12 protein-coding genes are annotated in these 13,122 nt (G+C 68.7%); 9 read left to right on the top strand and 3 right to left on the bottom strand.

All coding sequences use genetic code 11. The annotated features are described in order from the left end of the window. The first annotated feature begins 7 nt into the window (after positions 1-7). Together C1704_RS07605 and C1704_RS07610 are read left to right on the top strand one after the other, a co-directional pair. A complete protein-coding gene (locus C1704_RS07605) occupies positions 8-3,154 on the top strand; it encodes an efflux RND transporter permease subunit (protein WP_104302136.1) in 3,147 nt (1,048 codons plus the stop codon). Continuing rightward, the gene (locus C1704_RS07610; RefSeq protein ID WP_104302137.1) at positions 3,151-4,581 is read left to right on the top strand and encodes an efflux transporter outer membrane subunit; all 1,431 of its coding nucleotides are present in this window, start codon (positions 3,151-3,153) and stop codon (positions 4,579-4,581) included. The genes C1704_RS07605 and C1704_RS07610 overlap by 4 nt, the downstream gene beginning before the upstream one ends. 15 nt (positions 4,582-4,596) lie before the next feature. Here C1704_RS07610 and C1704_RS07615 read toward each other — a convergent pair whose 3' ends face one another. After that, positions 4,597-5,538 carry a DMT family transporter gene (locus C1704_RS07615; protein WP_104302138.1) on the bottom strand — a complete coding sequence of 314 codons (942 nt, stop codon included), beginning with the start codon at positions 5,536-5,538 and terminating at the stop codon, positions 4,597-4,599. Further along, positions 5,535-6,410, bottom strand: coding sequence for a 3',5'-nucleoside bisphosphate phosphatase (locus C1704_RS07620; RefSeq protein WP_104302166.1), 876 nt, complete (start codon positions 6,408-6,410; stop codon positions 5,535-5,537). Before C1704_RS07620 ends, C1704_RS07615 begins: the two co-directional genes overlap by 4 nt. Before the next feature lie 564 nt (positions 6,411-6,974). Here C1704_RS07620 and C1704_RS07630 point away from each other — a divergent pair. The 4 genes from C1704_RS07630 to C1704_RS07645 all read left to right on the top strand — a co-directional run bounded on the left by C1704_RS07630 (position 6,975) and on the right by C1704_RS07645 (position 8,772). Beyond that, positions 6,975-7,217 (top strand): DUF1653 domain-containing protein, encoded by a 243-nt coding sequence (locus C1704_RS07630; RefSeq protein ID WP_104302140.1) that lies wholly within the window; start codon positions 6,975-6,977, stop codon positions 7,215-7,217. A gap of 31 nt (positions 7,218-7,248) precedes the next feature. Continuing rightward, entirely contained in the window at positions 7,249-8,106 is an 858-nt protein-coding gene (locus C1704_RS07635) for an alpha/beta fold hydrolase (protein WP_104302141.1), read from the top strand. Beyond that, positions 8,103-8,492: a RidA family protein gene (locus tag C1704_RS07640; protein ID WP_104302142.1), complete on the top strand. Its 390-nt coding sequence runs from the start codon at positions 8,103-8,105 to the stop codon at positions 8,490-8,492. The genes C1704_RS07635 and C1704_RS07640 overlap by 4 nt, the downstream gene beginning before the upstream one ends. A gap of 82 nt (positions 8,493-8,574) precedes the next feature. Next, positions 8,575-8,772, top strand: a complete 198-nt coding sequence (locus C1704_RS07645; RefSeq protein WP_104302143.1) for a hypothetical protein — start codon at positions 8,575-8,577, stop codon at positions 8,770-8,772. Here the strand turns inward: C1704_RS07645 and C1704_RS07650 are convergent, their stop codons facing one another. Beyond that, on the bottom strand, positions 8,773-10,299 hold the full coding sequence (locus tag C1704_RS07650) for a YifB family Mg chelatase-like AAA ATPase (protein WP_104302144.1): 1,527 nt from the start codon (positions 10,297-10,299) through the stop codon (positions 8,773-8,775). It abuts the gene before it with no gap. A 286-nt stretch (positions 10,300-10,585) separates the two neighbouring features. On the opposite strand from C1704_RS07650, the gene C1704_RS07655 reads away from it, so the two are divergent. The 3 genes from C1704_RS07655 to C1704_RS07665 all read left to right on the top strand — a co-directional run bounded on the left by C1704_RS07655 (position 10,586) and on the right by C1704_RS07665 (position 13,077). Continuing rightward, positions 10,586-11,257, top strand: coding sequence for a TorF family putative porin (locus C1704_RS07655; protein ID WP_104302145.1), 672 nt, complete (start codon positions 10,586-10,588; stop codon positions 11,255-11,257). Between the two features lie 61 nt (positions 11,258-11,318). Beyond that, positions 11,319-11,657, top strand: coding sequence for a P-II family nitrogen regulator (locus C1704_RS07660; RefSeq protein WP_104302146.1), 339 nt, complete (start codon positions 11,319-11,321; stop codon positions 11,655-11,657). Positions 11,658-11,682: 25 nt separating this feature from the next. Next, positions 11,683-13,077, top strand: a complete 1,395-nt coding sequence (locus C1704_RS07665; RefSeq protein ID WP_104302147.1) for an ammonium transporter — start codon at positions 11,683-11,685, stop codon at positions 13,075-13,077. Positions 13,078-13,122 lie beyond the last annotated feature (45 nt).

Raw genomic sequence — 13,122 nt, forward strand, 5'->3', positions numbered from 1 at the left:
AGTCCGCATGAACTCCCGCTTCTTCATCGAGCGGCCGATCTTTGCGGCCGTGCTGTCCATCATCATCGTGCTGGCCGGGCTGGTCTCGATGCGCGCACTGCCGATCGCGCAGTACCCCGAGATCGCCCCGCCCACGGTGACCATCACCGCCTCGTATCCCGGCGCCTCGGCCGAGACGCTGGCCACCACCGTGGCCGCGCCGATCGAGGAGCAGCTCTCGGGCATCGAGGGCCTGCAGTACTTCAACTCCAGCGCGTCGTCGAACGGCACCGTGGAGATCACGGCCACCTTCGAGGTGGGTACCGACATCGACAAGGCCACCTTCAACGTCAACAACCGTGTGCAGCTTGCCTCGCCGCGCCTGCCTGACGAGGTGCGCCGCAACGGCGTGGTGGTGGCCAAGCGCTCGAACAACTTTCTGCTGGTCATTGCGCTGAACTCACCCCAGCGCACGCACGACGAGTTGTTCCTGTCGAACTACGCCACGCTCAACATCCTGGACGAGCTCAAGCGCATTCCCGGCGCAGCCGACGTGCTGATCTTCGGCGCGCGCGACTACTCCATGCGCGTGTGGCTCAACCCCGACCGCATGGCGCAACTGGGCGTGACGCCGGCCGACGTGGCTGCCGCCATCAGCGCGCAGAACGCGCAGTACGCCGCCGGCAAGATCGGCGCCGAACCGGCGCCCCCAGGCCAGGAGATCGGCTACACCGTCACGGCACGCGGCCGCCTGCTGCGCGCCGAGGAGTTCGGCGACATCATCCTGCGCTCGGGCGGGCCGGGCGGCGTGCTGCGTCTGAAGGATGTCGCCCGCGTGGAACTCGGGGCGCAGAGCTATGACCAGACGAGCAATGTCAACGGGCTGCCCTCGATCGCCATCGGCGTGTTCCTGCAGTCGGGCGCCAACGCGCTGGACGTGGGCGATGCCGTCAAGGCCAAGCTCGAAGAGCTCAAGAGAGAGCGCTTCCCCGAAGACGTGGACTACCTCATCCCCTACGACACCACGCTTTTCGTGTCGGCCTCCATCGGTGAGGTGGCCAAGACGGTGATCGAGGCGGCGCTGATCGTGCTGGTGGTGGTGTTCGTCTTCCTGCAGACCTGGCGTGCCACCATCATCCCGATGCTGGCCGTGCCGGTGTCGCTGATCGGCACCTTCGCCGGCCTGTGGCTGCTGGGCTTCTCGATCAACACGCTCACGCTGTTCGCGATGGTGCTGGCCATCGGCATCGTGGTGGACGACGCCATCATCGTGATCGAGAACGTCGAACGCCTGATGCGCGAGGAGAAGATGAGCCCCTTCGCGGCGGCCATCGAAGCCATGCGCGAGGTCTCGGGCGCGGTGGTGGGCATCGTGCTGGTGTTGTGCGCGGTGTTCATCCCGGTGGCCTTCATGGGCGGTATTGCGGGGCAGTTGTATCGCCAGTTCGCGGTGACGGTGGCCATCTCGGTGGTGCTGTCCGGCGTGGTGGCGCTCACGCTCACGCCGGCGCTGTGCGCGCTGCTGCTCAAGCCTCACGAGCATGACGGCCCCACGCGGGGCGAGCGCTTCTTTGCCCCCTTCAACCGCGGGTTCAACTGGCTCACTGCGCGCTTTCTGGGCGGGGTGAACCTGGCGCTGAAGTACCGCGCGGTCGCCATCGGTGCCTTCGTGCTGATGCTGGGGGCGGCGGCCCTGCTGCTGGCCAAGGTGCCTGGCAGCTTCGTGCCCGACGAGGACCAGGGCTACATCATCGCCTCGGCGGTGCTGCCCGATGGCGCCACGCTCGCGCGCACCGAGCGCACCACCGACCTCTTGCGCCAGATGAACGCGGACAACCCGGCCATCCACAGCTTCTTCGCGATCAATGGCTTCGACTTCATCGGTGGGGGCGCGAAGTCGAATGCCGCCACCATCTTCGTGCCGATGAAGCCCTGGGAAGAGCGCCAGCAGAGCTCGCAGGAGCTGGCCCGGGCGGTGTCGGGCATGGGCTTTGCCCTGCCCGACGGCATCGCCTTCGCCTTCAACCCGCCCGCCATCATGGGCCTGGGTCAGGCCGGCGGCTTCGAGGTTTATGTGCAAGGCCGCACCGAACCCGATCCGAAGAAGCTCGCCCAGGTGACGCAGGACTTCATGGCCGCGCTGGAAGCCCATCCGGCGGTCACGGGCCTGAACACCTTCTATCGGCCCACCGTGCCGCAGCTGCGGGTGGAAGTGGACCGCGAGAAGGCCCTGGCCCTGGGCGTGCCGGTGAACGAGGTGTTTGCCGCGCTGCAGGCCCAGATGGGCTCGCTCTATGTGAATGACTTCAACCGCCAGGGCCGCACCTACCGCGTCACCTTGCAGGCCGATGCGCCCTACCGCGCCAAGCCCGAGGACCTGGGGCGCCTGTTCGTGCGCTCGCAGACCACCGGGCAGATGGTGGCGCTGAAGTCGCTCATTCACGTCGAGGACATCATCGGCCCCGAGCAGATCGAGCGCTACAACGGCTACATCGCGGCCAAGATCTTCGGCAATGCGGCGCCCGGTTTCAGTTCGGGCGAGGCCATCGCGGCGGTGGAACAGGTGGCGCGCGAGACGCTGCCGCCGGGCTACGGCATCGAGTGGACGGGCCAGGCTTTCCAGGAAAAGCGCACCGGCAACGCCTCGGTGTTTGCCTTCGGCTTTGCGCTGATCATGGTCTACCTGATTCTGGCCGCGCTGTACGAGCGCTGGGGCGTGCCGATGGCGGTGCTGCTGGCTGTGCCGTTTGCGGTGACGGGCGCCTTGCTGCTGGTGTTCCTGCGCGGCATGGAAAACGACATCTACTTCCAGATCGGCCTGGTGGTGCTGATCGGTCTGGCGGCAAAGAACGCCATCCTGATCGCCGAGTTCGCGATGCAGGGCATGGAGCGTGGGCTGTCCGCCGTGGCCGCGGCCCGCGAGGCGGCCCGCCTGCGTTTCCGCCCCATCGTGATGACCTCGCTGGCCTTCGGCCTCGGGGTGGTGCCGCTGATGATCGCCACCGGCGCCGGCGCGGCCGCGCGTCAGTCGATGGGTACGGGCGTGTTCGGCGGCATGCTGGTGGCCACCTTCATCGCGCCCATCTTCATCCCGCTCTTCTACACCCTGCTGGCCCGCAAACCGCGGCCCCAGCACAGCCATGCCCCCGGCTCGACCGAGGAGGTGCCGGTATGAACACCCTGACCCTGAACACTCCCTCGCGGCTGCTGCCGCTGCTGGGCGCGGTCCTGCTGAGCGCCTGCGCGGCGGTGGGGCCCGATTACGAACGCCCGGCCACGCCGCTGCCGGCGCAATACAGCGCCGCCACGCCCGCGGCTGACGCCGTGCCTGCCATCTCTTCCACCTGGTGGACGCTCTTCGGCGATGCCACGCTCAACGGCCTGGTCGAGGCGGCTCGCCGCAACAACACCGACCTGCAGGCGGCCGTGGCCCGCGTCGAGCAGGCCGAAGCCCTGCTGCGCGAAGCCGATGCCTTGCGCTGGCCCTCGCTGGGCCTGAGCGGCGGGGCGTCGCGCCAGCGCACGAGCGACCTCTCGGCCGCCGGCAACGGCGGCACCTTCAACACCTTCCAGCTGGCGGCCACCACCGGCTTCGAGATCGACTTCTGGGGTCGGCTGCGCCGTGCCTCGGAAGCCGCGCGCGCCCAGGCCCTGGCCACCGACCATGCCCGCGAGGTGGTGTGGCAGACGGTGAGCGGCCTGGTGGCCCAGGGGTACTTCAGCCTGCGCATGCTCGACGAGCAGATCGCCCTCAGCCGCGACACCCTGGCCTCGCGCGAGGAAAGCCTGCGCCTGCTGCGCCTGCGCCTGCAAGGTGGCGCGGCCGCGCGCCTGGAGGTGGACCAGGCCGAAGCCGAACGCGCCGAAGCCGCGTTGCAACTGCGCGAGCTGCAACGCCAGCGCGACCTGGCGCAATCGCAGCTGGCCCTGCTGACCGGCCAGCCCGGCCTGCAGGTGGCCGCCGGTGCGGTGCGCGACTTGCCGCTGCCGCCGACCCCGCCCGCCGGTCTGCCCTCGGCCCTGCTCGAGCGCCGGCCCGACGTGCGCCAGGCCGAAGCGCTGCTGGCCTCGGCCAACGCCCAGATCGGCGTGGCGCGCGCGGCGATGTACCCCAGCATTTCGCTCACGGGCGCTTTCGGCGGCCAGAGCGCCGAGCTGTCCGACCTGCTCAAGAGCGGCGCACGCATCTGGTCGCTGGGCCTGGGGCTGGACCTGCCCATCTTCGACGCCGGCCGCCGCCGCGCCCAGGTGGCCCAGGCCGAGGCCCGCCAGCGTGAGTCGCTGGCCGCTTACCAGGGCGCGGTGCAATCGGCCTTCCGCGATGTGGGGGATGCGTTGACCAACCTCGACGCCGCCCGTGCCGCGCAGGCCGATGTGGAGATGGCGGCCCAGGCCAGCGAGCGTGCGTTGCAGACCGCGAAGCAGCGTTACGACGCCGGCTATTCGGCCTACCTGGAACTGCTGGACGCCCAGCGCAGCGCCAACAGCACGCGCTTGCGCGTGCTCGACAACCGCCGTGCCCAACTGGCCGCCACGGTGGACCTGTTCAAGGCCCTGGGCGGCGGCTGGACTCCGCCGGAAGTGGCGGCGGCCGCTCATTGAGCGGGTGAGCCGAACTCAGTCCGCGATGGCGTCCGCGGCGGCGGGTGCCTGCGGCTGGGAGCGGGCGCGCACGTTCAGCCACACCGAGGTGGCGCCGCTCGCGGCGATGACGGCCATGCCGGCAAAGGCCCAGGCGTCGGGCGTCTGCGAGAAGATGATCCAGCCCCACAGCGTGGCGAAGGCGATCTGCGCGTAGGTGAAGGGCATCAGCACCGCCGTGGGCGCGCGGCCCAGGCCGTAGATGAAGGCCAGGTGCCCGAAGGTGCCCATCAGCGCCACCATCGTCAGCACCGCCCAATGCTGCAGGCTGGCGGCGCCCAGCGATTCAAAGGCATCCACGGGGCTGGCCAGCAGGGCCACGCCCAGCAGCGCCGCGCCGATGGCGCCGGTGTAGAAGTGCGTGGTCATGGGCGATTCCAGCCCCGACATGCGGCTGGTGACGAGCTGGAACAGCGCACTGGCCAGCGCCACCGTCAGAGGCAGCAGCGCGGCCCAGCCGAAGAGGCCGCTGCCCGGCCGGATCACCAGCAGCGCGCCCACAAAGGCCACCACCACCAGCGCCCAGCGCAGGGCCGACACGTGCTCGCGCAGCACCAGCGGCGCCAGCAGCGTCACGAACACGGGGGCCAGCATCACCACCGCCGTGAACTCGGCCAGCGGCATCACCCGCAGCGCATAGAAGGCCAGCACGCTGGTGGTGAGCAGCAGCACGCCGCGCAGCAACTGGAAGCGCGGGTGCTGCACCCGAAAGCGCCGCCAGCCCCCGCGGCTCAGCAGCCACACGCCCATGATGAGCGCCTGCACCCCGTAGCGGAACCACACCACCACCAGCATGGGCAGCACCAGGCTGAGGTGCTTCACACCACTGTCCAGCGTGGCAAAGCAGGCCACGGCCAGCACCGTCAGGCCGATGCCCGACAGCACGCGCGTGGGCGGAGCCGCGGTGGCAGGGTTCACGAAGGCAGGTGGACGCGATCGGCCAGCGCTTCCCACACCGGGCGCAGCGTGCCGCTGAGGTAGGGCAGGGCGCCCAGGTCGGTATGGCTTTCGTCGGGCGAGTGGAAATCGGAGCCGCGCGAGGCCAGCAGGTCGAACTCCTGCGCCAGCGCCGCGTACTTCACATAGTCCTGCTGCGTGTGGCTGCCGGTGACGACCTCCACGCCGCGCCCGCCGAACTCGCGGAACTCGCTGAACAACGCGTATTCCTCGTTGGCCGTGAACTTGTAACGCCCCGGGTGGGCCACCACGGCCACGCCGCCGGCGTTCACGATCCAGCCCACGGCATCGCGCAGGCTGGCCCAGCGGTGCGGCACATAGCCCGGCTTGCCCTCGGTGAGGTACTTGCGGAACACCTCCTGCGTGTCGCGGCAGGCGCCCACCTCCACCAGGAAGCGCGCAAAGTGCGTGCGCGAGATCAGCTCGGGGTTGCCCACGTACTTGAGTGCCCCCTCATAGGCCCCGCGGATGCCCACCCGCGCCAGCCCCTCGGCCATCTCCCGCGCCCGCGCCTCGCGCCCACCGCGCGTGCGCGCCAGGCCGTCAACCAGGGCCGCATCGTCCGGATCGAAGCCCAGGCCCACGATGTGCACGGTTTCACCCGCGAAGGTCACGGAAATCTCGGTGCCCGTGAGGTAAGGCAGCCCCAGGCTCAAGGCCGCCGCCCGCGCCCGGTGCTGCCCGCCCACTTCGTCGTGGTCGGTCAAGGCCCACAACTGCACCCCATTGGCCTGCGCACGCGCCGCCAGGTCCTCCGGGCAAAGCGTGCCGTCGGAGACGCTGGAATGGCAATGGAGATCGGCGTTGAGGACGCCGGCAGGCGAGAAATTCACATCTGCATTGTAGGAAGCCAGGGCCACCGAGACGGGCCAGGGGGTATCCACAGACGGCCGGGATGCCAAGAGCTGCGCGGAAAATGCCGGGGCCAGCCAGGCCAACCACCTCACTCACGCCTCTTTGTGGGGTATTGCCTGCACCTGTGGGCGCAGGCCGCCTCAAATCAAGCCATCTTGGCTAGCCTTCGGAAGCCACGCACTGCAGGCCCAGATGCGCTTCGAAGGCGTCGAAGTCGCGGTCGCTGTGCAACAGACGATAGCCGCTGACGATGCATCGAGTGGCCAGTACAACGTCGATCGTTCCTCGAACCGTAACGCCCAAGCAGACGGCGAACTTCGTTGAACTCCTTGTCATGCTTGCAGCCCCGCAGAACCTCAGTGAAGATGAGGTCGCCGAGCGCGAGCTCTTGGGAGGCAAGCAGCCCGTCATGCCACGCCGTCTGGATCGTCGCCTTGCCACGGAAGGTGTGTGGACTCCCCCACAACGGCAAGGACCTGATCGATGGGGGCGGGACGGCATAAGCCCCCCCGCAGCGTTCAGCGGGTCGACCTGGATGGAGAATGGCGCTCATGACACCGCTTCCTTCCATTGCGCTGGGTCGCTACCGTCACTACAAGGGCGGTGAGTACGAAGTGCTCGGCGTGGTTCGCCACAGCGAGTCACTGGAGCCGATGGTGCTGTACCGTCCGCTCTACAACGCTTCGGGCCTGTGGGTGAGGCCCTACGCGATGTTTCTCGAAACCATCGAGTGGGACGGGCGCCGCCGGCCGAGATTCGAACGAATGGACCCTTCGGGGGACTGAAGGGCCGCCGGCCCCAACGCAGGAGACGACAATGGACGTCATGACCGGCTTGGCGCGCCACACGGTGCGCGCCAACGGCATCAGGATCAACGTCTGGGCGGGGGGCGAGGGCCCGCCGGTGCTGCTGCTGCACGGCTGGCCGCAGACGGCGCAGATGTGGCACAAGATTGCGCCGGCGCTGGCCGGGCAGTACACGGTGGTCTGCCCCGATCTGCGCGGCTACGGCGATTCCGACAAGCCGCGTGACGGCTACGACAAGAAGACGATGGCGCGCGACATGCACGCGCTGATGCTCGCGCTGGGTCATGCGCGTTATGCGGTGGTGGGGCACGACCGCGGTGGGCGCGTCGGGCACCGGCTGGCGCTGGATCAACCCGAGGCCGTCACGCGCCTGTGCGTGCTCGACATCGTGCCCACCCACACCGTGTTCATGCAGACCGACCGGCACCTGGCGGCTGCGTACTGGCACTGGTTCTTCTTCCAGGCCCCTGACCTGCCCGAGGTGATGATCTCGGCGGCGCCTGAGGCCTTCCTGCGCCATGTGCTGCGCTCGCTGAGCTTCCAGGCCGGGGCCATCGAGGAGCCGATGGTGCAGGAGTACCTGCGCGCCTTCACCCTGCCCGGCACGATCCGCGCCACGCTGGAGGACTATCGCGCCGCCGCCACGCGCGATGTCGAGGACGACGAGCGCGACCTGGCCTTGCGGGTGCGTTGCCCGCTGCTCACGATCTGGGGCGAGTACGGCAAGATGCACGGCATGTTCGACGTGCTGGCCACCTGGCAGGCCAAGGGCGAGGACGTGCGGGGCCATCCGCTGCCCTGCGGACACTTCATTCCCGAAGAGGCCCCCGAGGCCTTGCTCACCGACCTTCGAAAGTTCCTCTCATGACCCGATCCCTCATCAGTTCCGGCTCCCCCTTCGAGGAGCAGATTGGCTATTCCCGCGCCGTGGTCGATGGCGACTGGATCTTCGTGTCGGGCACCACCGGCTTCGACTACGCGAGCATGACCATCTCGGACGACGTGGCTGAGCAGGCCGAGCAATGCCTGAAGAACATCCAGCACGCCCTGCGCCAGGCGGGAGCCGACCTGGCGGACGTCGTGCGCGTCCACTACATCCTGCCCAGGGCGGCCGATTTCGAGGCCTGCTGGCCCGTGCTGCGGCGCTACCTCGGCGCGGTGCGGCCGGCCGCCACGATGTGGTCGGCAGCGCTGCTCGACCCGCGCATGAAGATCGAGATCGAGGTGACCGCCCGCAAGGCCACGCGAGCCTGAGCTGGGCTACACTCCTTCTGTCACACGTTGTTACATATGAGGTGGGTTCTGCCTCGCACGTGTGGCCAGGAAGGAGACGACGATGTCCGAGTCCGCGAAGACCCCGCTGTACAAGGAGTCCACCATCGCCGACGAGCCCATCCTGGGGCCGGCGCTGTTCCTGCCCGACGGCCGCATCCGGCCGCTCACCTGGTTCGAGCGCGTGCTGGTGGCACTGCGCCTGACCTCCGCCAAGGACCTCGAAGCGCGCCACTTCAAGCAGGCGGCGTCCTCCTCCTGATCACGTCGCCTGCAAGGCCCGCCGCAGCTGGATGGCTTCGGCCAGGTGGGCCACGGCCAGGGTGTCGGCCCCGGCCAGGTCGGCCACGGTGCGTGCGAGCTTGAGCACGCGGTGCAGGCTGCGGGCCGACCAGCCCAGGCGGGCGGCGGCGGCCTGGAGGAAGCGCGAAGCCGTGTCGTCCAGCGGGCAGTGGGTGTCGATCAGGGCACCGTGCAGCAGGGCGTTCGTGCAGCCCTGGCGGGCCAGCTGGCGTTCCCGCGCCCGGGCCACGCGCTCGGCCACGGCCGCGGTGGACTCGCCTTCGGGCAGCTTCAGCAGTTCGTCATGGGCCACGCTGGCCACCTCCACCTGCACGTCGATGCGGTCGAGCAGGGGGCCGCTGAGCTTGCCCTGGTAGCGCGACACCGCCTCGGGGCTGCAGCGGCACAGGCGCTGGCGCGAGCCCAGGTAGCCACAGGGGCAGGGGTTCATCGCGGCGATGAGCTGGAAGCGGGCCGGGAATTCGGCCTGGTGGGCGGCGCGCGAGATGGTGATCTGGCCGGTCTCCAGCGGCTCGCGCAGCACTTCCAGGGCGGCGCGGGGGAATTCGGGCAGCTCGTCGAGGAAGAGCACGCCATGGTGGGCCAGCGAGATCTCGCCGGGGCGGGGCGGCGAGCCGCCGCCGGCCAGGGCCACCGGCGAGGCGCTGTGGTGGGGTGCACGGAACACCCGCTGGCGCCAGCGCGCCGGGTCGAAGCTGCCCACCAGGCTGAGCACGGCAGCCGACTCCAGGGCGGCTTCGGTGTCCAGCGGCGGCAGCAGCCCGGCAAAGCGCTGGGCGAGCATGGATTTGCCGGTGCCCGGCGGGCCCACCATCAGCACGCTGTGGCCGCCGGCCGCGGCAATCTCCAGCGCACGCTTGGGGCCGGCCTGGCCTTTCACGTCGCGCAGGTCGGGCCCGGTGGCAGGCATGTCGTCGGGGGCTTCCTGCTGGCGCACCCAGCCACTGTCATCGGGCACGCCGCTGCCGGCCGGTTGCAGCGACTGCACCACGTCGAGCAGGTGGCGGGCCCCATACACGACGGTGCCGTGCACCAGCGAGGCCTCGCGCGCGCTGTCCATGGGCAGCACCATGGCACGGCCCTCGCCCTGTCGACGCAGGGCCAGGCTCATGGCCAGGGCGCCGCGCACCGGGCGCAGGTCGCCGGCCAGTGAGAGTTCCCCCGCGAATTCGTAGCCGCCCAGCGCGTCGGCCGGGATCTGGCCCTGGGCGGCCAGGATGCCCAGGGCGATGGGCAGGTCGAAGCGGCCGGACTCCTTGGGCAGGTCGGCCGGGGCCAGGTTCACGGTGATGCGCTTGTTGTGCGGAAACTCCAGGCCGCTGTTGAGCAGGGCGGCACGCACGCGCTCGCGGGCTTCCTTCACCTCGGTGTCGGCCAGGCCCACCAGCGTGAAGCTGGGCAGGCCGTTGGCCAGGTGCACCTCGACGGTGACGGGCGGCGCCTGCAAAGCGGCCAGCGCCCGGCTGTGGATCACGGCCAGTGACATGGCAAACCTCTCCTGAATGGGTGCTGTTCTTGTGCGGCGGGGCGACCCGCCCTGGGGCTGCATTCTGGCCAGAAGCGCCGTAACCGGGTGTAGCACCCGCACCCCGGGACGCGGGATGGCACAAAGATGGTGCAAGCACTGCGCCTGCACCGCCAGGGTGCGGCTTTGGTGCGCAAGAAGGGCGGGCTGCGCCGTCCTGGGGCAGGTGAGCGGGCTGCGGGCAGTGGCACGCTTCGTGCAGAAAGGGCTGCGGTTCCTGTCACCCACCCCGTTGAGGAGTTCGTTCATGTCCCGCAAAACCCTGCTTGCCCTGGCGCTTGCCTCTTCCTTTGTTGCAGCCCCGGCCCTGGCCCAAGGCGTGGAAACCAACTTCAGCCTGACCACGAACTACAAGTTCCGCGGACAGGACCAGACCGACAACAAGCCGGCCATCCAGGGCGGCTTCGATTACAGCATCGGCGGCTTCTACGTCGGCAACTGGAACTCCAGCATCAGCTTTGCCAATGGCATCGAGATGGATGTCTATGGCGGCTACCAGGGCGAAGTGGCCGGCCTGGGCTACGACGTCGGCGTGCTTCAGTACATCTACCCTGGCCTGTCGGATGCCAACACCACCGAAGTCTATGGCGGCCTGAGCTACGGCCCCTTCGGTGCCAAATACTCGCACACGGTGTCCAAGGAGTACTTCGGGGTGTCCAGCGGGCGCAACACCGGCTACCTGTCACTCACGGCCGAGTACGAGGTGATCAGCGGTCTCACCCTCGATGGTGCGGTCGGCTTCAGCCGCTTCCGCAGCAGCACCGGCCTGGAGGACTACTACGACTACAAGGTGGGTGCGACCTACGATCTGGGCTCCGGCTTCTCGCTGGGCGGCCATGTGGTGGGTGCCAACAAGAAGGACTTCTATGGCGACATCAACAAGGCCCGCTTCATCGTCACGCTGACCAAGGCCATGTAAACCTCAGGCGCCCGTCGCGCAGGGCGGGCGCCGCCTTTCCTACTTTCTCAAGGAGCAAGCCATGAAGATGGTGACTGCCATCGTCAAGCCCTTCAAGCTGGACGAAGTGCGCGAAGCCCTCAGTGCCATCGGGGTGCAGGGCATCACGGTGACCGAGGTCAAGGGCTTCGGCCGCCAGAAGGGCCACACCGAGCTGTACCGTGGGGCGGAGTACGTCGTCGACTTCCTGCCCAAGGTGAAGATCGAGGCGGCGGTGGACGATGCCATCGTCGATCGCGTCATCGAAGCCATCGAAGGCGCAGCCCGCACCGGCAAGATCGGTGACGGCAAGATTTTCGTGTCGGCCCTCGAGCAGGTGGTGCGCATCCGCACCGGCGAGACGGGCAAGGACGCCCTGTGATCCTTCCGACCTAGAGAGACAACCCATGAAAAAACTGCTTGCCATCCTGGCGTTCGGTCTGTCGGCCCTCGGGTTCGTGGACGTCGCCCTGGCCCAGGACGCTGCGGCGTCTGCGGCCGCCGAAGCGCCGGCCGTCACGGCCGCTGCTCCCGCTGAAGCTCCTGCGGCACAAGCCGCTGCTGCCGAGCCCGCCGTCCACAAGGGCGACGTGGCCTGGATGATGACGGCCACTGCGCTGGTCATCATGATGACCATCCCGGGCCTGGCGCTGTTCTACGGCGGCCTGGTGCGCGCGAAGAACATGCTGTCGGTGCTGATGCAGGTCTTCGTGATCTTCTCGCTCATCACCGTGCTGTGGGCCATCTATGGCTACAGCCTGGCCTTTGGCGGGGAAGGCGCCTTCATCGGCTCGCTCGACAAGATCTTCCTGATGGGCGTGACGCCGGACAGCCTGGCCGACACGTTCACCGATGAGGTCAAGCTGCCCGAGTACGTGTTCATCGCCTTCCAGTCGACGTTCGCGGCCATCACCTGCGCCCTGATCGTGGGCGCCTTCGCCGAGCGCATCAAGTTCTCGGCGGTGCTGCTCTTCTCGGTGCTGTGGTTCACCTTCAGCTACCTGCCCATCGCCCACATGGTGTGGGGTGCTGGCGGCCTGCTGCTGGAAGACGGCGCGCTCGACTTCGCGGGCGGCACGGTGGTGCACATCAACGCCGGCGTGGCGGCCCTGGTGGGCGCCTACATGGTGGGCAAGCGCCTCGGCTTCGGCAAGGAAGCCATGACGCCGCACTCGCTGACGCTGACGATGGTCGGCGCCTCGATGCTGTGGGTGGGCTGGTTCGGCTTCAACGCCGGCTCCAACCTGGAAGCCACGTCGGGCGCCGCCCTGGCCTTCATCAACACCATCGTCGCCACGGGCGCGGCCACCCTGGCCTGGTGCATCGGCGAAGGTCTGGCCAAGGGCAAGGCCTCCATGCTGGGGGCAGCCTCCGGTGCGATCGCCGGCCTGGTGGCCATCACCCCGGCCTGTGGCTCGGTGGGCCCGATGGGCGCCATCATCATCGGCCTGCTGGCGGGCTTCATCTGCCTGTGGGGCGTGAACGGCCTCAAGCGCATGCTGGGCGCCGATGACGCGCTGGACGTGTTCGGCGTGCATGGCGTGGGCGGCATCGTGGGGGCCCTGCTCACCGGCGTGTTCACCGCACCGGGCCTGGGCGGCACCGGCGGCGAGGACTTCTCCATCGCCTCGCAGGTGTGGATCCAGGCCAAGAGCGTGATCCTGACCATCGTGTGGTCGGGCGTGGTCTCGGTCATCGCCTACAAGATCGTCGATCTCGTCATCGGCCTGCGTGTGCCGGAAGAGGAAGAGCGCGAAGGTCTGGACATTGCCTCGCACGGCGAAACCGCCTACAGCAAGTAAGTGTTCGCTCGCGCCTGGTGCGCGAACGGCTCGGGGCCTCCTGCG

It is taken from the genome of Caldimonas caldifontis (genome assembly GCF_002930615.1).
Classification (GTDB): Bacteria; Pseudomonadota; Gammaproteobacteria; order Burkholderiales; family Burkholderiaceae_C; genus Caldimonas; species Caldimonas caldifontis.